The organism is uncultured Cetobacterium sp., assembly GCF_947072685.1.
Taxonomy (GTDB): Bacteria; Fusobacteriota; Fusobacteriia; order Fusobacteriales; family Fusobacteriaceae; genus Cetobacterium_A.
Genome location: NZ_CAMTIK010000014.1, coordinates 20,084 through 38,785, shown reverse-complemented (window position 1 = coordinate 38,785; position 18,702 = coordinate 20,084). Strand labels below are relative to the sequence as shown.

Below are 18,702 nucleotides of genomic sequence, written 5' to 3'. Positions count from 1 at the left end.
TATCATAATAATAAATAAAAGTGCAATTATCTCTTTTCTTCTAATCTGTATCCAACTCCTTTCACTGTTTTTATACACTCTATTAAAATCGGCATTTTTTCTCTTAATTTAGATATATATACATCTACAGTCCTATCTCCTGTGTAGTAATTACTTCCCCAAACCTTATCCAAAATTTTTTCACGACTTACAACAATCCCTCTATTTTTAATTAAAAGTAATAATAAGTCATACTCTTTTTTTGACAGCTCCACTTCAACCCCATCATTGGTTACTAAATGCTTATCCTCGTTAATTTCTAGGGTTAAAAATTTATTCCTTATTTTTTTATTTTTTTCTTGTTTGTTTAAAAGTTTTTTCCCCCTCAGCAATAACTCTCTTGGATCAAAAGGTTTTTTTATATAATCATCCGCTCCTATCTCTAATCCTTTCAAGACATCTTCAACCTCTGTTTTTGCTGTTAACATTATTATATAAGGTGTCCCATACTCTTCATCCATCTCTTTAACTATCTTTGTAAAATTTATTCCATCTAAATTAGGTAGCATCAAATCTAAAATTATTAATTCGTGTTTTTCTTTTTTCAAATACTTTAGCCCTTCTAAACCATCTGAAGCTACAGTCACTTCATATCCTTCCTTTATAAAATAATAGTTTATCAACGCCTGTATCTCTAAATCATCCTCTACTACTAATACCTTCATAAATTCTCCCTCATATTTTTTATTTTTTCACTTAGATTATACCATAAATAGAAAAAGGTGTCTTCATATACAAAAGACACCATATCTTACTATTTTACTGGAACAAATCCTTCATCAGCAACTATTTTCTGACCATCTTTTGACAATGCAAAATCTACTAAACTATCCACTTCTTTGTTATCTGTATCTTTCACATACCAGAAAACTTCTCTTGCTATTGGGTATTTTTTACTAGCCACGTTTTCTACTGTAGGTTCTATTGAATCTATATTTAAACTTTTTACTGTCTTATCTACATAACCCATTCCAATATATCCTATTGCATATTTGTTACTCTTAACCTCTTGCTTTATCGCCTCGTTTGATGGCATATACAATGTTTTTTCTCCATACTCAGCATCTTTATTTTTATTTTCTTCTCTTATTATATGTTCTTTAAAAAACTCATGAGTTCCAGATGAAGAATCTCTTGAAAGAACAACTATTGGGGCATCATCTCCGCCTAACTGTTTCCAATTTGTTATCTCTCCTCTATAAATTTTAGCCAAATCTTGATGTGTTAAATTTTTAATCCCATTTTTTTCATTTACTATTGCTGTTATTCCGTCATATCCCAAAACGACTTCTTTTATTACCTCTCCTCTTTCTTTAGCTGCTTCCAACTCCTTTGGTTTAATACTTCTTGAGGCCATACCAATATCTGCTGTCCCATTTATAAGAGATGATATCCCAACACCTGAACCGCCACCTGTAACAGCTATCCTAGCATCTTTATTTTTCCCCATATATTCTTCTGCTATATATTGGGAAACATTCACTATTGTATCTGATCCTTTCACCTGAACTATTTTAGAAGCTGTTGCCAGTGTTGAATTCAATCCCATAATACCAACTAATCCAATCATAAAAAATCTCTTCATTTTTTAATCCTCCTAATTTTTAATTTTATCTTTGAACTAAGTATAGCCCATCAATGTAAACATAGTTTAAATCTAATGTAAACAAACAGTAAAAAAGATTTTACACAATTTTTACCTAATATTAATTTTCTTTTAACAAAAAAATTATAATATTAGATATAGATTAATATCTAAATTATAATTTCTTTGTACATAGATTTTTAGGAGGTTTATATGTTAAATTTAAGAAAGTTTAAAGATTCTACAATGACAGGAGTTAACTCCTTTATCGGTATCTTTAACATTCTGATTGTTCTTCTTATATTTGTTTTTATTTTAATTAATAGTTTAGCATTTTTTAAAGAATATCCAATCTCTAACTTCTTTTTTGGGACAAGTTGGATCTCTCTATCTGGAAAATATGGGCTCCTACCTCTTTTGGTTGGATCATTTTGGGTGACTGCTGTTGCTCTTGGTATCTCTATACCTATCGGGATAATTACAACTATTTATCTCTCTGAATTTGCTAGTCAAAAAACGAGAAAAACTCTAAAAATTATTATCGAAACTATGTCAGCACTTCCATCAGTTGTTTTAGGATATCTTGGGCTTTATGTGCTCTCTGGTTTTATTAAAGATACTTTTGGGCTAACTAGTGGATTAAACGCTTTAACTGGTGGAGTTATGCTCTCTTTCATGGCTATCCCTACTATCGTCAGTTTGTCTGATGATGCTTTAAAAGCCTTAGATAACTCCTATAGAGAAGCTTCTCTTGCACTTGGAGCCAACAAATTAGAAACTGTGTTTAAAGTTTTACTTCCTGCTGCTTTCCCTGGGATTTTTGCAGGAATAATGCTTGGATTTGGTAGAATTATTGGTGAGACCATGGCTGTTCTTATGATTACAGGAAATGCCCCTATTATGGCCTCTTCACCTCTGTCACCAGTTCGAACGCTCACTGCTACAATAGCAGCAGAAATGGGAGAAGTGGTTCAAGGTAGTCAACACTATCACGCTCTATTTGCAATCGGTTTAGTTCTATTTGCTATAAGTTTTTTAACCAACAGTATTGCTGATAAATACATTCGTAAATCAAGAAAATTGATGGGAAAATAGGAGGGTTAAATGAAGATTTTAAAAGGAAAAAGTGGTAAAACTATCGAATTTTTTATAAAAGCTATCGCTTTATTCTCTATTTTACCAATATTTCTTATATTGGGATATATTCTATATAAAGGCATTCCATCAATAAGTTGGGAATTTTTAACAGAGGTTCCTAAAAAAGGGATGAGAGCAGGTGGAATTTTTCCTGCTATTGTTGGTACAATCTATTTAACTCTTGGAACTATTGCTGTTTCTGTTCCATTCGGAGTTTTAACTGGAGTTTATTTGGTTGAATACGCTCAAGATAATATTTTAACTAGAATCATAAATCTAACTATTGTTAATCTTGCAGGAATTCCAAGTATCATATATGGACTTTTTGGAATGGCTCTTTTCGTAATATACTTTAATCTAGGAGTATCTATTTTAGCTGGTTCTCTCACTTTAGGTATTATGTGTTTGCCAGTTATTATCACAGCTACTAGAGAAGCTCTTTTAGCTATTCCTAACAGTTTAAGAGAGGCTTCTTTAGCTCTAGGAGCTACTAAATGGGAAACAATTTCTAAAGTTGCTATTCCTGCTGCTCTACCTGGTATATCGACAGGTGTAATCCTTAGCATCTCTAGAGCTGCTGGTGAAACTGCTCCAATACTATTTACTGCTGCTGCATTTTACTTGCCATTTTTACCTGAGTCGATCTTCGATCAAGTTATGGCGCTCCCTTATCATTTATATGTAATCTCTACACAAGTACCAAATATGCCCGAATCCAATATGCATGGCACTCTATTTGTTCTTGTGTTTATAACAGTTGGTTTCAATCTTATTGGAGCCTATATTAGAAATAAATTCGAAAAATAATCAGGAGGAAAATAGATGAAACAGGATGTAAGAATTGCTGTTAGAGACTTTGATTTTTACTACGGTGATTACAAAGCCTTAAAAAGTATTAATATGGATATAATGAAAAATAAAGTTACTGCTCTTATCGGTCCATCTGGATGTGGTAAATCTACATTTTTAAGGTCATTAAATAGAATGAATGACTTGATAAATGGAATAAAATATGAAGGTGAGATTCTTTTAGATGATCAAAATATTTTTGATAGCAAGTTCGATATCGTTGAGCTTCGAAAAAAAGTTGGGATGGTTTTCCAAAAACCTAATCCTTTTCCAAAATCAATATATGAAAATTTAGTTTATGCTCCAAAATTGCACGGAGAAAAAAATAAAGAAAAGCTTGACGCAATTGTTGAATCTTCTTTAAAAGCTGTTGCTCTTTGGGATGAGGTAAAAGATAAATTACATCAATCTGCTCTTGGACTTTCTGGTGGGCAACAACAAAGACTTTGTATTGCCCGTGCTATTTCTGTGAATCCAGAAATTTTACTTATGGATGAACCTACTTCAGCACTTGATCCAATATCAACCTCTAAAATCGAGGAACTTATTGTTGAATTAGCTAAAAATTATAGTATTGTCATTGTTACTCACAATATGCAACAAGCTTCAAGAATCTCTGATTATACCGGTTTTTTCTACCAAGGGGTACTAGAAGAGTTCGATGAGACTTCCAAAATATTTACAACACCTAGAGTAAAAAAGACAGAAGATTATATAACTGGAAAATTTGGATAAAAAGGAGACTTTATGAAAACTTTAAATGAATCTTTAAAAGCTTTAGATGAACATTATTTAGAAACATTAAAATATATTAATAGAAATTTTGATGTAAATTTAGAAATGCTACAAACCTCAAAATTTAATCCCACCCTTTATGGCGAAGCTAAAATGATCGAAGATTTCATAAATGCTTTTGAAGTTAAATTAAAAGAGGATTCAATTATAACAATGGCTCGTTTTCAACCCGCTGCTAAAAATTTAAGAAAACTTGTTATGCTAATTAATAGTGTTCGTGTTTTAGAAAGAATGGGTGATCTTTTAAAGGCCAATCTTTCCTTAATAAAAGATATTGAAACTAAATCCCCTAATCTCGCTCATGGTATGAGCGAAAAAGTTTTTCCTGTAGCTAGAAAAATTAAAACTCTTTTTGAAATGTATATGGATGCTTTTTTAAACGAAGATGTCACTCTTCTCTATAACATTCTATATTTGGATGAGGAGATAGATGGACTGGTTAATAAAAATACTGAATATTTTCTTTCTAAAATGAAAGAAACTCCTGACAATGTTTTAGGAGGATCTATTTTACTTCTTTTGGATAAAAAATTTGAGCGATTATCGGATCATATTATACATCTAGCAAGTGATTTAATATATATTTTAAATGGAGAAAATACACGTAAAATCGAACTAGAAAATATGAATAAAAAATAGATAAAGGGAGCCTGAAGAGCTCCCTTTTAACTTTCTCTATTCCCAATATATTCAGCTAATCTCATAAATACTTCCAATTTTTCTTCCGGAAAAATTTCTAAACTTTTTTTAGCTTCCACTATTGTTTCTTTTAATATCATTTTACTTTTTTCTATCCCAAAAATGCTTGGATATGTTGTCTTTTGAAGTTCTAAATCACTTCCAATAGGTTTTCCGATTTTTTCAAATTCCCCTTCAATATCCAAAATATCATCTTTTATTTGAAATGCTAAACCTATAAGCTCAGAATATTTAGATAGTGCTTCAAATTCTCTTTGGGTTGCATCGCAAAGAATCGCACCTACCTCAACCGGTAATTTTATAAGTTTACCTGTTTTATTACTATGAATATATTTCAAAACTTCAAATGAAACTTGCTTTTTTTCACTTTCGATATCTATCATCTGTCCACCAATCATACCATTAATTCCAGCATATCTAGAAACCTTCCCTATAATTTTTACAAGTTTTTCGGATGAAACACCTTTGCTTTCATCAGCAATTAAAGAGAATGAATGAGTTAATAGAGAATCCCCTATCAAAATTGCCTGTGCTTCTCCATATTTTCTATGAGTTGTTAACTTACCTCTTCTATAATCATCGTTATCTAATGCTGGAAGATCATCATGAACTAAAGAATACGAGTGAATCATTTCAATTGCTACGGCTATAGGTAATCCTAACTCTAAAGATTTCCCATACAATTCTAAAATCATTAAAAGTAAAATGGGCCTAAGTCTTTTTCCTCCATTTAAAACAGAATACTTCATACCTTCAGCTATAACTAGTGGATATTCCAATCTATTTAAGTATCTTTCAATATTTGTATCCACCAGTTCTCTTTTTTCTTTTAAATAATTTTTAAGCATTCTCTTCCACCTCAAGTGATATGTTATTATTTTCTGAACTCACTTTAATTATCTTTCCCTCAGCCTTATTTAAAAGGTCTGACGATTTTTTAAGTAATTTCATTGCTTTTTCATACTCTTTTATAGATTCATCTAAAGATAGCTCTCCGCCATCTAATTTTTCAATTATCATATCAATCTCGTTAATATTATACTCAAAACTATCTTTTTTCATGAAACCCTCCACCATTTATTATCTTGTATAGAATGTTACAGTTTTTTTACCATACTTTCTTTCATCAGATTTTCTAAATTCTCCAACTTCGTCAGATAAATCTTCAAAAATATGATGTTCACATATTATAAGTCCACCCTCAGCTAAAAGTCCTGCTTTACTTATAGACCTCATCACTCTTTCACAAACTTCATCTTTATAAGGAGGATCCATAAAAATTATATCAAACTTCTCTCCCTTTCTCCCCAGAATCTCTACAGCTCTTAACACTTCATTTTTATAAGCTCTAGACTTATTTTCATAACCTAAATTATTTATATTTTTAATTATATACTTAAGCGCTTCCTGATCTTTTTCTATCATTACAGCTCTCTTAGCTCCTCTACTCAAAGCTTCTAGTGCTATATTTCCTGTTCCACTAAATAGATCTAAAATTCTACACTCTGGTACATATGGTGCTATTATAGAAAATAGTGACTCTTTTATACTATCTTGAGTTGGCCTTGTATCCATACCTTTTCTACACTCTATTCTTTTCCCTTTTGCTTCTCCTGCAATAATTCTCATTTTTCACCTCACCTATTAGCAGATGAACATAGCATCTCCAAAACTAAAGAAATGATATTCTTTTTCAACTGCCTCTTTATATACTTCTAACATAAACTCTCTCGTTGAAAGAGCTGATACCAACATCAACAGTGTTGATTTTGGAAGATGAAAATTTGTTATAAGAGCATCTATAACCTTAAATTCATACCCAGGATAGATAAATATCTCTGTAGAACCTGTTTTAGCTATCAATTCTCCGTTTTTATCCAACGATGATTCTAAAGCTCTTACAGTCGTTGTTCCAACAGCAACTATTCTTCTTTTTTCCTCTTTTGCCTTCCTTATTCTTTCCACTGTGTGCTCTGGTATTTCAAAATTTTCTTCATGCATCTTATGATCTAAAACATCTTCGGTTTGAACTGGTCTAAAAGTTCCTAATCCAACCTCTAAGAACACATCTAAAACCTCTATCCCTTTGGCTTTTATTTTTTCTAAAAGCTCTTCTGTAAAGTGAAGTCCAGCTGTTGGTGCTGCTACCGACTCCCCTTTTATTGCATAGACTGTCTGATATCTATCCTTCGTTTCCAAAGCCTCTACTATATATGGAGGTAAAGGCATCTTCCCAAGCTTATCTAAAACTTCCTCAAATGCTCCCTCATAAGTAAATTTTAAAACTCTATTCCCGTCCTCTTTTATCTCTAGAAGTTCTGCAACCAATTCTTGATTCTCTCCAATTTCAAGCTTTTGTCCCACTTTAAGCTTTTTAGCTGGTTTCAATAAACACTCCCATGTATCTAAAGATAATCTTTTAATAAGAAGTATTTCTAAAACACCACCTGTTTCTTTTTTCCCAAAAAGTCTTGCTGGAATAACTTTGGTCGAATTTCTTACTAAAACATCTCCTGTTTCTAGAAAATCAATTATATCAAAAAAAGCTTTATGCTCCATATTTTGATGTTTTTTATTCACTATCATTAATTTAGAATGGTCTCTTGGTTCTCTTGGTTTTTGTCCAATTAACTCATCAGGCAAGTGATAGTCATAATCAATTAGTTTCGTTGACAACTTTTTCACCACTCTTTCGTCCTATTACAACTCTTTCTATTCCACCATAGTCTTTAACTATAGCAACTATATTAAATCCACTTTTTGCCATCATTTTGCTCACTTCTTGTGACTGATTATATCCAACTTCAAAAGCTAAATACCCTCCATCTTTTAAGTGTTTTGGGGCTTCTTTGGATATTTTATCATAAAAATAATACCCATCACCTTTATCGGTTAAAGCTCCTTTAGGTTCATGTAATTTTACCTCTGGCATTAGTCCCTCATATTCCTCTTGTGGTATATATGGTGGATTAGATATTATCATATCAAAATCTACATCTTTTATATTTGAAAAAACATCTGATTTTATAAATTTCAAATTCTTTTCAACACTGTTCATTCTTCTATTTTCAACAGCTACCTCTAAAGCTTCAGAACTTATATCTGCACCTAAAACACTACTCTTTGGAAATTCTTTTGCTAAAGTCACAGAAATTGCTCCACTTCCTGTCCCAATATCTAAAATCTTTGGAGTTTCAAGATCTTTTAGTATAAATTTACACTGTTCTACTAAGATCTCTGTATCAGCTCTAGGTATAAGTACTCTTTCATCCACTTTAAAAGGTAAACCATAAAATTCCCACTCCCCTAAAATATATTGAAGTGGTTTTTTTTCTTTTGCTCTTTTATGTAAAAGATTTCTGATTATTTCTTTTTCTTTTTCTGTAATTTCTCTTCTTAAATTCATTGAAAGAATTGCTCTTTTTACATTCAAGACATGTGCAAAAATATATTCTGTATCCAATTTACTATCCAACACTTCATTTTTTTTTAAGTAATCTATACTTTTTAAAAGCAATTCTCTATTTTCAGAACTAAAATCTTTCTCTTTTGTTTTTTCTAGTGCTTCTTTTGGTAGCTCCTCAAAGCCGACCCTCTTTCTAGCCATAATTTTTAAACAATCTTTTATTTTATCTTTTTGTTCTAAACTTAGCTCCATATCAAAATATGCATAAAGTGTTATTCTATCAAGTTTTAAAACAGATGCTATCACCTTTTCACTCTCTAAACGTGGTTTTGAAAAGGAGTATTTTTTCAAATACTCCTCTGAAAACTTTAATATATCAAGTAGTTTCATAGATTACTCCGCTGAACTTGACAGCATTTCTGCTTGAGCAAATGTGATTAGAGCATCTATCATATTGTCTATATCTCCATCTAAAAATGCTTCTAACTGGTGAGCTGTATATTTAATTCTGTGATCTGTTATTCTTCCTTGTGGATAATTATAAGTTCTGATTTTTTCAGATCTATCTCCAGAACCTACTTGAAGTCTTCTTTCACTTTCTACAGCACTTCTTTGCTTTTCTAATTCCATTTCATATAACTTAGATGCTAAATGTTTCATAGCTTTATCTCTATTTTTTAACTGTGATCTTTCATCTTGACACTGTACTACTACTCCAGTTGGTAAGTGAGTGATTCTAACTGCCGAATCCGTCATGTTAACGTGCTGTCCTCCAGCTCCTCCAGCTCTGTATGTATCAATTTTTAAATCTCCAGTATTTATTTTAACACCTTGAACCTCATCTACCTCTGGTAATACAGCTACAGTTGCAGTAGATGTATGTATTCTTCCCGATGATTCAGTCTCTGGAACTCTTTGTACTCTATGTACTCCAGATTCAAATTTAAGTCTTGAATAAGCTCCTTGACCGTTGATTGAGAATACAGCCTCTTTTATTCCACCAACACCGATCTCTTGCTTTTCAATAATCTCAACTTTCCATTTATGTCTCTCAGCATATCTCATATACATTCTAAATAAATTTCCAGCAAATAGAGCGGCCTCATCTCCTCCAGCTCCCCCTCTTAATTCTATGATAACGTTTCTATCATCGTTAGGGTCTTTTGGTAATAATAAAACTTTCATCTCTTGCTCGATAGTTGGGATAATCTCCTCTATCTCTTTCATCTCTTCTTGCATCATATCTTTCATATCAGGATCTTTTTCTCCTCTGATATTTTCCTTTATAAAATTTAAATCCTCTTGATATCTTTTATATTCTTTGTACTTTTCAACAATAGGCGTTATATCATTTAAAGCTTTATTACACTCCATCATTTTTTTAGGACTGCTTAAAACTTCTGGAGAACCTAAAGCTTCTGTTAACTCATCAAACTTTACTACTACTTCTTCTAATTTCGTAAACACTATATTCACTCCTTTTCAATATCTATACTTTAACTTATAAATTATACCATACTTACTTTAAAATTAAAATAAAAAATCTTCTCTTTGTATTGAAGAGAAGATTTAAACTCTATTGCTTTTGTTGCGTTTCTGTCATTTTTTCCAAAGATAGTTCTCTTGCTTTTAAATATTGATCTGTCGAAATATATTTTTGAACTTCTACTTGATATTTCAATCTATCTTTAATTATTTCAGCATCAACTACTCCTACCTTTTCAACCAATTCATTTAGTTTATCTAAATTTTTCTCTGTTCCATCTAAAATATATCTGTTTATCTCAATCTCTAAAGCTTTTTTATCTAGTGTTTTTAATTTGTACTGTGTGCTCGCTTCAGCTATTATTGTTTTTACTCTATCAATATTCTCTTGACTAACTCCCACAGCCCTAAAATCTTCATCCTTTACAATACCAACACCAGAAGATGCTAAAGATGGTATACTTAAAATAAAAATTAGTAGTCCCATTGCTATTTTTTTCATAAAATCCTCCACTAAATCTGTAGATCTGAAACAAAAAGATTTTCAGAATTAAAATCTCTTTTGTTTATTCTTATCTCATCGGCTTGAAATAAATCATCTATTGTAAATCCACTCTCTTTTTTATCTAAAACTTTCTTAACTACATCTTTTGATTCAAAAGCTACAAATTGTTCCGCTGGAATAATGTTTCTCTTTATCAAATCATAAGATGTCCCTGTAAAAACACCAACTACAAAAATTGAAAGAGAAACAAATGATATTTTTTTATTCTTTTTCTTCTCCTCTTCCAATAAATTTTTGTAAATGTTTGCTCTCACTCTTTCTTTTGGAGAAACCATCATACCTCACCACCCATATCTTTAATAGCTTTATAATATATTGTTTTTACTGTCGATATATTCATTTCTTTCATATCTGAAATCTCCCTTAGTTTATAGCCGTATATATCTTTTAGAACAACTATCTCCCTCTCTTGGAACGGTAGTTTTTTTAATTTCTCTTCTAAAAGAATTGGTACATTAAAATCTTCATTGCTTTCAACATTCAAAATCTCATCATTTAATTCTAGATTTAGTTTTTTCTTTCTAAAGAAATCATACGTCTTATTTATAGCTATTCTATAAATCCAAGTATATATGTTACTTTCTTCTCTAAAATTTCTAAGATTTTTATATACGCTAATGAAAACTTCTTGCGCAATGTCTTCGGCATCTTCGGCATTTTTTACTGTTGACAATATCTTGTAGTAAACTCTATCAAAATACTCATTATATATTTGATCAAAATCCATTTAAATACCTCATTATTTTAGCTTTATAGTTTTAGACTCTCAAAATAACAAAAAAGTTTTAATTAAAATCCTCTTCAATTAATTTTTTTAGTTCATCTAATATTTCATTTTCATGAACTTTTTTAACTATTTGACCTTTTTTAAATAAAACTCCAACACCTTTTCCACCGGCTACACCGTAATCGGCTTCTTTTGCTTCTCCTGGACCGTTTACAACACAGCCCATCACAGCTATTTTTATCTTTTTATCACACTTTTCAAACTCCTCTTCAACTTTATGAGCAAGTCCTATTAAATCAATCTCTGTTCTTCCACAAGTTGGACAAGATATTATCTCCACTCCAAAATCTCTCAACCCCAAAACTTTCAAAATCTCTTTTGCAACTTTTATCTCTTCAACCGGATCCTCTGTCAATGAAACTCTAATTGTATCACCTATTCCATCAACTAATAAAGTTCCAATCCCTATAGCTGATTTAACTGTTCCTTGAAAAGCTGTTCCTGCTTCTGTAACACCAAGATGTAAAGGGTAATCATACAATTTTGCGAGTTTTCTGTAAGCTTCTACCATCATTTTTACATCACTAGATTTTAAAGATATTATAATATCTTCAAAATTATATTTTTCCAATAATTTTATATGATAAATAGCACTCTCAACCATACCCTCTGATGTAGGTTTACCATATTTTTTCAAAATTCCTTTTTCTATTGATCCAGAATTTACTCCTATTCTTATAGGGATCCCTTTTTCTTTAGCTTTTAAGATTACCTCTTCTACTTTTTTATCATCCCCAATATTTCCAGGATTTATTCTTAACTTGTCTATGCCATTTTCTATAGCTAATAGAGCTAACCTATAATCAAAATGAATATCTGCAACTAAAGGTATGTCTATTCTTTTTTTTATCTCTGCTATTTTTTCTGCTGCTTCTCTTGTATTTATAGTGACTCTTACCAATTGACAGCCTTCATCTTGAAGCTTTTTAATCTGCTCAACTGTTTTTTCCACATCGTTTGTTGGTGTATTTGTCATAGACTGAATTATTATCTCATTTCCTCCACCTATTAAAAGATTTCCAACTTTTACCACTCTAGACATATCATCTACTCCTTTTCCTAAAATAATAAATTCGAAAAAAACCCTAGAAAACTAGGGTTATCTAACTAAATAGTTCATCGGATTATTTGCCATTCCATTTTTCCTAATTTCAAAATGTAAATGTGGACCTGTTACTCTTCCAGACATACCTGTTTTCCCAATTACTTGTCCTGCCTGAACTCTGTCCCCTTTTTTTACATAGATCTTATCTAAATGTGCTGACCTTGTTTCAAATCCACTTCCATGATTTATTTTTATAATTTTTCCATATCCTGTCATATACCCAACAAACACAACTGTTCCATCTTTTGCCGCCATCAAAGGAACATATCTTGCCCTCATATCAACACCTGCATGTTGGATATATCTTTTTAAAACTGGGTGAAATCTTTTTCCAAATGGACTTGTCACACCCGCCCATTTTACTGGCATTTTAAAGTTTTTTATCGCCATCGATTTTCTACTACTACTGTTTCCACCTCTAGATGATAATCTTTTTAAAGTCTCATCACTTGGGCTATGTATAAATAACTCTTCCCCTGCTCTTATGTTATTATTTTTTAAGTTATTATATTTTTTTAAATTTTCAACATCAACCTTATAATTAAGTGCAATTTTAAAAAGAGAATCCCCTTTTCTAACTTTATAAAAAACTCCATTGGACTTAACTATGTTGATTTTTTGACCTACTTTTAAATTGTTTGACAATCCTGGATTGTTTGCTTTTAACACCTCTAAAGAGATCCCATTTTTATCTGCAATACCACCTAAAGTATCTCCATTAGCCACCACATAATTCTCTAATTTTGGAATTTCATAAGCTTCTTTCAAGTCTACCTCTTCTAATGGTACCCCTTCAAAAACTTCTTCCTCTCCTACTTTATACTCTTTTTCTATAGTGTAAAAATTTCCATCAACTAATTCTACTCCACCACCATCTTCTATTGAAGCTGTTTCAGAGTAATATTCAGTAAAATTTTTCAAATCCACTACTTCTGCTCTATATGGTTTAAAAACTATGATTAACATAGCACTAAATACTGCTGTTATGATTCCAAACCCTTTTAATACTTCCTTCACTATTTCCCCCTTGCAAAAGAGTTCTCATACATCTCTATTAGCTTATCATTGCTCTCTGTCGATGAAATAGTATCTATAAGTTTTTTTGTTCCTGAAGCTTTATCTAAAGATAGCAGATATCTTCTTATCTTCCAGATAGATTCCAATTTCTTTTTCTCTATCAAAAGCTCTTCTTTTCTTGTTCCAGATCTTTGAATGTCTATAGATGGGTAAATTCTAAGCTCTGCTAAATTTCTATCTAAATGAATGTCCAGATTACCTGTTCCTTTAAATTCTTCATATATTACATCGTCCATCTTGCTTCCAGTATCAACTAAAGCTGTTGCTATAATTGTTAAACTTCCACCATTTTTTATATTTCTTGCTGAACCAAAAAATTTCTTAGGATAATATAGTGCTGTTGGATCTATCCCTCCAGATATAAGCTTTCCACTTGATGGAATAACTATATTGTAAGCTCTAGCCAGTCTTGTTAAGGAATCCATAAGAATAACTATATCTTCTCCATTTTCTAACTTTCTCTTAGCTTTCTCAAGTAAAGATTCAGTCACTTTTATATGATTTCTAGGATCATCATCAAAGGTTGAAGCAAAGACTTCAGCTCCTTTCACGCTCTCTTTTATATCTGTAACTTCTTCCGGTCTCTCATCTATTAAAAGTATCCAAACCTCTATATCCTTGTTGTTCTCTATTATTGAGTTTGCAATATTACTTATTAGAACTGTTTTTCCTGCTTTTGGAGGTGCTACAATCAACCCTCTTTGACCCTTTCCAATAGGAGCTATCAAATCAATTATTCTTCCCGACACATTTTTAGAATCTGTTTCTAACTTCAACTGTTCTGTAGGATAAGATGGTATTAACTCATCAAATGGAACTCTTGATTCCGCTTCTTGGAGAGTCCCATTATTTATTAAAATAACTTTACGAAGACCATAATTTTTCTCACCTTGCACTGCTTCTCTAACCTCTCCAACTACAAAGTCCTCTGTCCTAAGTTTAAATTTTCTAATCTGTGATGCCGAAACATATATATCTTTTTCTACATTCGTATTTCTTAAAAACCCATATCCATCTGCCATTACATCTAAATTTCCCCAAGCTAAATAAAGTCCATCTTTGGAGGCTATGCTCTCTTCTATCAATTTAATTAACTCTGCTTTTTTAGTTCGATTTGAACAATCTATCTCCATCTGCTTAGCAATCTCTTGTAACTCTTTTAGTAAAAAATTCTCTAGTTTTTCCATCATACCTCCAAGGTTACTCGTTCACTATCTCTCCATATAGCGACCATGTTTTACAATCATTTATTTTAACATTTACAAACGTTCCTTCTAATTCTTTATCTCCAGCAAATAAAACAACTTTATTCGTTGATGTCCTTCCTGTTAAAACATTTTCATTTTTTCTGCTTGGCCCTTCAACTAAAACTCTCTCTATTTTATCTTTATAGGTATCACTCGCTTCTCTAGATTTTCTGTTCTGTAAATCTATCAATCTTTGAAGTCTCTCTTTTTTCACCTCTTGGTCTAACTGTCCATCCATTATTGCTGCTGCTGTTCCTTTTCTTGGAGAATACATAAACATATATGCCGACTCAAATCCAATTTTTTCTACTACATCCAAGGTATCTAAGAAATCCTCTTCCGTTTCATTAGGAAATCCTACAATAATATCGGCTGTTAATGAAACTCCTGGAACCCTTCTTTTAATTTTTGCAGCTAGTTCCATATACTGTTCTTTAGTATATTTTCTATTCATAAGTTTTAAAATTTTTGTTGATCCCGACTGTAAAGGCAAGTGTAAACATCTCGCTATCTTTTCATTTTTTGCTATTACATCCATCACATCATCAGCAAAATCTTTTGGATGAGGAGATATAAATCTAACTAAAAACTCCCCTTCAATTTTGCAGATTTCTTCTAAAAGAATAGCAAAATTCTCTCCTGTTGCCAGATCGTTTCCATAAGAATTTACATTTTGACCCAGTAGCATTATCTCTTTATATCCTTTTTCTACAAAAGTTTTTACCTCATCTAAAATTTGCCCCATTGGAACGGATCTCTCTCTCCCTCTCACATATGGAACTATACAGTATGTACAGAAATTATTACATCCATAAGTTATTGGAATTGATGCTGTTTTTTTTGAATCAAAATCTGCATCCAATCTTGGTGGGAGATCATCTTCTTCACCTGTGTAAATAACATGTTTAAAATCTCCAGACTCTATTTTTTCAAGAGCTGTTGGTATTTTTCCTATATTTTGATTTCCCATCACTATATCTATTATAGGGAATTTTTTAGCTAAATCTTCCCCTTGCTCTTGAGCAAAACATCCAGTGATTCCTATGATTGTTCCTCTTTTTTCTCTAACAGCTTTTAACTCTCCTAATTTACCGTATATTTGAGTTGCAGCTCCCTCTCTTACAGTACAAGTATTTAAAAATACTGCATCTGCTTCAGAAATCTCTTCGGTTATATTATATCCCATATTTTGTAATATCTTTTTTATTTTTGCGCTTTCGTTGACATTCATTTGACAACCGTATGTTATTATTACTGCATTTTTCAATTTTTTTCCTCCAAAACTCTAAAAATTACTATTTATTACGATAAAAATTATACCATAATGATACAACTTTTATCAATAAATCTTTGTTTTCCTATTACTTGAATATATCTTTTGCTTCTAAATACCAAAGTAATAAATCTATGTTTTCCATCGGTATTTTGATCTCCTCACAAAATACCCGAAGCTTTTCTTCTATATTTTTATATAGCTTAGGTGTTATTGTTTTAGGAATATCAGTGATAACCTCTAAAGCTACTAAATTTTTTAAAATATGTCTATCTAAAATTGCTAACTCCTGTCCAAATCCTACATTCCTCAAAAAATGACTTGCTTCTTTGTACGACATACCTCTAATATTTTTTACTATCCACTCTCTCATTTCAAATGGATTTTCAAATTTTGAAAAGAAATCTTTTGTTATAAAATTTCCGTCCTTATCAGTCATCTGATGTCTCAAAAGATATAAATTTTTAGCTTTAGTTCTATTAAAACGAACTATATTTAAATAGGGAAATATCTCCTCTTCGGTACCATTAAATAAAATTCCACTTTCTTTCAATTCTGTTATTGCTCTCCAGGCATTTTTGGCCTTCGATTGAGGAGTCAGTATACAAAACGCTAATTCACAAAAAATATCTTTGTTCCCACCTGTATTCCAAATGTTTTTAAAATCTTCTAAACGCTTTTCTATTCTACCTTTTATCTCTGCATAAATTTTTTCAACTTCATAAAAGTATGTATTCTTCAAATTATACACCTCCTGTAAATAAATAATTTAAACACTTACAATTCTATCACAATTTTACTTCTCTTTATATCTGTTTTTTTTTATAAAAATAGGATAAAGCAAAATACATTTGTAAACTGCTTTATCCCAATATTAAAACTCTTTATATATTTAGAAAATATCCATATTCTTTGAAAAGAACCGAAACTTTATCCAAGTTCTCATTTTTTACAATTATATGCAAATCTTCACCCTTTAAAATTAAAGGTTTAAATCTCTTATCTTTCGTTATCGCTGAAATTAATCCTTTATCATTTTTTAGTTTTAAAACTTTATACTCTGGAGCATGAGTTATTAACTCTGTTTTTTCTAAAAGATTTTCAAAGAAATTCAACCAATTTTCTGGTAAATCATTTGTGATTTTTTCTTTAAACTCTTGAATTCTATCTTGAATATCTACTCTATTTTCAAGTCCTTTAACAATACTCTCTTCAGATATTTTAAATTTATTTGGCGCTATCTTTACACCTAACTTTTCTAAACACATCACTCTTAAAGGGCTCTCTCCAATAACAGTAACAATCAATCTATCGTCTTCTAATATAATTTTTCCTTCATCTTCTATAACTTTAAAGTCATAAGTATTTGTTCTATTAAAAATATATTTTCCTAACTCTGTCAATCCCACATACTTTATTCCATCATATTTGCTTAAATAGCCATTTTTTAAATATAATGCATTAGTTGAAGATGGTTTTTCATAGCATATCTCCAATGCTCCTAGAGATGCCAATATAAAGAACACCGATTTGACAAATGGCTCCACTACATAAGCTAGATATTTTTCATACCCTACAATCTTTGTTCTTTCATAGTTTGCTTCATTTATATACAGTGTTGCGTATGCTGATTCAACATCAATAATTTCAATAAATTCATCCCTATATAAAATACTTTTAATTATATTATCGATAGAAACAAATCCAGTATCTGGAAATTCGTTCAATATCATTTTTATTGTAGCAAGCCCTCTTTTTATTTCATCATTGGACTTCCCCACATTCTTTATTCCTTTTAAATAGTTCAAATATAGGCTTATATATGTATTGTCCTCGCTTTTTATAGCTGTTCCATTTAAAAATCCATTTACTATCTCTTTTAAATTGCTAGATCTAATAAAATCATCATTTAAGTTTTCCTCTTTAAAAAGAAAGAGGAAAAGTCCCATGGTCTCAGTTTTTAAAAATTCTAAATCTTTAATTCCCTCATAATACTCATGAATATTGCAATATTTTTTCATATTATTTTTTGATTCTTTTAAAAGTTTTCCACTACTTGAAAGCTGCATCTTGCCATCTTTAAAGAAAGAGTAGTATTTCCTTAAGTTCTCTTGAATTTTCTCTTCATTATTTTCTCTAAATTCTGAATTACACCCACTTACTTTATATATGAAATACTCTTTCGGTTTTTTTAAAAATTTTCTCATAACTCTAACTATATCATTATCCAAAGTTAGGTACTCACCTTTTTTAGTATCTCCATATTTAGAGAAAAATATAAACTCATCTTTCAATTCAGACTTTATATTATAACCTTCCTCTTCTTTAAGGTATATATCTCTATTCTTTATTTTAAATTTACCTTTCCAAGCAATCTCTTCAAAGACCTCTTTAACCTCTCTTGGCAAGGATTCAAATATACTTATAAAAGCCTCTTCCTTCGAGTACATTTGCTCCATAAGCTCTAAAAATGTCTGTTTATTTGTTGTTTCAGATATCAAAGATATTTCAAACAATCCTAAATTGCTTCCTATATATCCCTCCGCAATCCAATCTAAAAAATATCTTTTAAATATTTTAAAAAGGCTTTCTTTCGAATAACTATCATTTAAAGCTTTTCTAAATCTATCTTTACTTATTGCCATATCATCTC

The 18,702-nt window shown here is 30.9% G+C and carries 21 protein-coding genes; 4 read left to right on the top strand and 17 right to left on the bottom strand.

Annotated elements, in window-relative coordinates; translation table 11 throughout:
- Positions 1–26 precede the first annotated feature (26 nt).
- Together Q0V67_RS06540 and Q0V67_RS06535 are read right to left on the bottom strand one after the other, a co-directional pair.
- A complete protein-coding gene (locus Q0V67_RS06540; protein WP_297598134.1) occupies positions 27–704 on the bottom strand; it encodes a response regulator transcription factor in 678 nt (225 codons plus the stop codon).
- An 89-nt stretch (positions 705–793) separates the two neighbouring features.
- Positions 794–1,624: a phosphate ABC transporter substrate-binding protein gene (locus Q0V67_RS06535; protein ID WP_297598133.1), complete on the bottom strand. Its 831-nt coding sequence runs from the start codon at positions 1,622–1,624 to the stop codon at positions 794–796.
- A gap of 213 nt (positions 1,625–1,837) precedes the next feature.
- On the opposite strand from Q0V67_RS06535, the gene pstC reads away from it, so the two are divergent.
- Genes pstC through Q0V67_RS06515 form a run of 4 tightly spaced genes read left to right on the top strand, consistent with a single transcriptional unit; the run spans position 1,838 to position 5,044 of the window.
- Positions 1,838–2,719 carry a phosphate ABC transporter permease subunit PstC gene (gene pstC, locus Q0V67_RS06530; protein WP_297598132.1) on the top strand — a complete coding sequence of 294 codons (882 nt, stop codon included), beginning with the start codon at positions 1,838–1,840 and terminating at the stop codon, positions 2,717–2,719.
- A gap of 9 nt (positions 2,720–2,728) precedes the next feature.
- Entirely contained in the window at positions 2,729–3,568 is an 840-nt protein-coding gene (gene pstA / locus Q0V67_RS06525) for a phosphate ABC transporter permease PstA (protein WP_297598131.1), read from the top strand.
- A gap of 15 nt (positions 3,569–3,583) precedes the next feature.
- Positions 3,584–4,345, top strand: coding sequence for a phosphate ABC transporter ATP-binding protein PstB (gene pstB / locus Q0V67_RS06520; protein WP_297598130.1), 762 nt, complete (start codon positions 3,584–3,586; stop codon positions 4,343–4,345).
- Between the two features lie 12 nt (positions 4,346–4,357).
- Positions 4,358–5,044: a PhoU domain-containing protein gene (locus Q0V67_RS06515; protein ID WP_297598129.1), complete on the top strand. Its 687-nt coding sequence runs from the start codon at positions 4,358–4,360 to the stop codon at positions 5,042–5,044.
- A 26-nt stretch (positions 5,045–5,070) separates the two neighbouring features.
- Here Q0V67_RS06515 and Q0V67_RS06510 read toward each other — a convergent pair whose 3' ends face one another.
- The 15 genes from Q0V67_RS06510 to Q0V67_RS06440 form a co-directional block, all read right to left on the bottom strand.
- Positions 5,071–5,952 (bottom strand): polyprenyl synthetase family protein, encoded by an 882-nt coding sequence (locus Q0V67_RS06510; RefSeq protein ID WP_297598128.1) that lies wholly within the window; start codon positions 5,950–5,952, stop codon positions 5,071–5,073.
- The gene (gene xseB / locus Q0V67_RS06505) at positions 5,945–6,166 is read right to left on the bottom strand and encodes an exodeoxyribonuclease VII small subunit (RefSeq protein WP_297598127.1); all 222 of its coding nucleotides are present in this window, start codon (positions 6,164–6,166) and stop codon (positions 5,945–5,947) included. The genes Q0V67_RS06510 and xseB overlap by 8 nt, the downstream gene beginning before the upstream one ends.
- Before the next feature lie 18 nt (positions 6,167–6,184).
- Positions 6,185–6,733, bottom strand: coding sequence for a 16S rRNA (guanine(966)-N(2))-methyltransferase RsmD (gene rsmD, locus Q0V67_RS06500; protein ID WP_297598126.1), 549 nt, complete (start codon positions 6,731–6,733; stop codon positions 6,185–6,187).
- 15 nt (positions 6,734–6,748) lie between these two features.
- Positions 6,749–7,780 (bottom strand): tRNA preQ1(34) S-adenosylmethionine ribosyltransferase-isomerase QueA, encoded by a 1,032-nt coding sequence (queA, locus tag Q0V67_RS06495; protein ID WP_297598125.1) that lies wholly within the window; start codon positions 7,778–7,780, stop codon positions 6,749–6,751.
- On the bottom strand, positions 7,761–8,900 hold the full coding sequence (gene prmC, locus Q0V67_RS06490; RefSeq protein WP_297598124.1) for a peptide chain release factor N(5)-glutamine methyltransferase: 1,140 nt from the start codon (positions 8,898–8,900) through the stop codon (positions 7,761–7,763). Before prmC ends, queA begins: the two co-directional genes overlap by 20 nt.
- A gap of 3 nt (positions 8,901–8,903) precedes the next feature.
- On the bottom strand, positions 8,904–9,977 hold the full coding sequence (gene prfA / locus Q0V67_RS06485; RefSeq protein ID WP_297598123.1) for a peptide chain release factor 1: 1,074 nt from the start codon (positions 9,975–9,977) through the stop codon (positions 8,904–8,906).
- A 109-nt stretch (positions 9,978–10,086) separates the two neighbouring features.
- A complete protein-coding gene (locus tag Q0V67_RS06480) occupies positions 10,087–10,497 on the bottom strand; it encodes a hypothetical protein (RefSeq protein WP_297598122.1) in 411 nt (136 codons plus the stop codon).
- 11 nt (positions 10,498–10,508) lie between these two features.
- Positions 10,509–10,838, bottom strand: a complete 330-nt coding sequence (locus Q0V67_RS06475; protein ID WP_297598121.1) for a hypothetical protein — start codon at positions 10,836–10,838, stop codon at positions 10,509–10,511.
- A complete protein-coding gene (locus tag Q0V67_RS06470; protein ID WP_297598120.1) occupies positions 10,835–11,287 on the bottom strand; it encodes an RNA polymerase sigma factor in 453 nt (150 codons plus the stop codon). Before Q0V67_RS06470 ends, Q0V67_RS06475 begins: the two co-directional genes overlap by 4 nt.
- A 58-nt stretch (positions 11,288–11,345) precedes the next feature.
- Positions 11,346–12,389, bottom strand: coding sequence for a flavodoxin-dependent (E)-4-hydroxy-3-methylbut-2-enyl-diphosphate synthase (gene ispG, locus Q0V67_RS06465; RefSeq protein WP_297598119.1), 1,044 nt, complete (start codon positions 12,387–12,389; stop codon positions 11,346–11,348).
- Positions 12,390–12,446: 57 nt separating this feature from the next.
- Entirely contained in the window at positions 12,447–13,469 is a 1,023-nt protein-coding gene (locus Q0V67_RS06460; RefSeq protein WP_297598118.1) for a M23 family metallopeptidase, read from the bottom strand.
- The gene (gene rho, locus Q0V67_RS06455) at positions 13,469–14,716 is read right to left on the bottom strand and encodes a transcription termination factor Rho (protein WP_297598116.1); all 1,248 of its coding nucleotides are present in this window, start codon (positions 14,714–14,716) and stop codon (positions 13,469–13,471) included. The genes Q0V67_RS06460 and rho overlap by 1 nt, the downstream gene beginning before the upstream one ends.
- Before the next feature lie 13 nt (positions 14,717–14,729).
- Positions 14,730–16,043 (bottom strand): tRNA (N6-isopentenyl adenosine(37)-C2)-methylthiotransferase MiaB, encoded by a 1,314-nt coding sequence (gene miaB / locus Q0V67_RS06450; protein WP_297598115.1) that lies wholly within the window; start codon positions 16,041–16,043, stop codon positions 14,730–14,732.
- 94 nt (positions 16,044–16,137) lie between these two features.
- Complete coding sequence (locus Q0V67_RS06445) at positions 16,138–16,791, bottom strand: N-glycosylase/DNA lyase (RefSeq protein WP_297598114.1); 654 nt, start codon at positions 16,789–16,791, stop codon at positions 16,138–16,140.
- Positions 16,792–16,933: 142 nt separating this feature from the next.
- The gene (locus Q0V67_RS06440; protein ID WP_297598113.1) at positions 16,934–18,694 is read right to left on the bottom strand and encodes a hypothetical protein; all 1,761 of its coding nucleotides are present in this window, start codon (positions 18,692–18,694) and stop codon (positions 16,934–16,936) included.
- Between the last annotated feature and the right edge of the window lie 8 nt (positions 18,695–18,702).

What these genes read in the sequence shown, in the direction of transcription:
- pstC (WP_297598132.1), top strand. Translation starts at nt 1,838, where the DNA reads ATGTTAAATTTAAGAAAGTTTAAAGATTCTACAATGACAGGAGTTAAC.
- Q0V67_RS06440 (WP_297598113.1), bottom strand. Translation starts at nt 18,694, where the DNA reads ATGGCAATAAGTAAAGATAGATTTAGAAAAGCTTTAAATGATAGTTAT.
- rsmD (WP_297598126.1), bottom strand. Translation starts at nt 6,733, where the DNA reads ATGAGAATTATTGCAGGAGAAGCAAAAGGGAAAAGAATAGAGTGTAGA.
- Q0V67_RS06510 (WP_297598128.1), bottom strand. Translation starts at nt 5,952, where the DNA reads ATGCTTAAAAATTATTTAAAAGAAAAAAGAGAACTGGTGGATACAAAT.
- Q0V67_RS06535 (WP_297598133.1), bottom strand. Translation starts at nt 1,624, where the DNA reads ATGAAGAGATTTTTTATGATTGGATTAGTTGGTATTATGGGATTGAAT.
- xseB (WP_297598127.1), bottom strand. Translation starts at nt 6,166, where the DNA reads ATGAAAAAAGATAGTTTTGAGTATAATATTAACGAGATTGATATGATA.
- Q0V67_RS06515 (WP_297598129.1), top strand. Translation starts at nt 4,358, where the DNA reads ATGAAAACTTTAAATGAATCTTTAAAAGCTTTAGATGAACATTATTTA.
- Q0V67_RS06540 (WP_297598134.1), bottom strand. Translation starts at nt 704, where the DNA reads ATGAAGGTATTAGTAGTAGAGGATGATTTAGAGATACAGGCGTTGATA.
- prmC (WP_297598124.1), bottom strand. Translation starts at nt 8,900, where the DNA reads ATGAAACTACTTGATATATTAAAGTTTTCAGAGGAGTATTTGAAAAAA.
- pstB (WP_297598130.1), top strand. Translation starts at nt 3,584, where the DNA reads ATGAAACAGGATGTAAGAATTGCTGTTAGAGACTTTGATTTTTACTAC.
- Q0V67_RS06475 (WP_297598121.1), bottom strand. Translation starts at nt 10,838, where the DNA reads ATGATGGTTTCTCCAAAAGAAAGAGTGAGAGCAAACATTTACAAAAAT.
- Q0V67_RS06480 (WP_297598122.1), bottom strand. Translation starts at nt 10,497, where the DNA reads ATGAAAAAAATAGCAATGGGACTACTAATTTTTATTTTAAGTATACCA.
- Q0V67_RS06470 (WP_297598120.1), bottom strand. Translation starts at nt 11,287, where the DNA reads ATGGATTTTGATCAAATATATAATGAGTATTTTGATAGAGTTTACTAC.
- ispG (WP_297598119.1), bottom strand. Translation starts at nt 12,389, where the DNA reads ATGTCTAGAGTGGTAAAAGTTGGAAATCTTTTAATAGGTGGAGGAAAT.
- rho (WP_297598116.1), bottom strand. Translation starts at nt 14,716, where the DNA reads ATGGAAAAACTAGAGAATTTTTTACTAAAAGAGTTACAAGAGATTGCT.
- pstA (WP_297598131.1), top strand. Translation starts at nt 2,729, where the DNA reads ATGAAGATTTTAAAAGGAAAAAGTGGTAAAACTATCGAATTTTTTATA.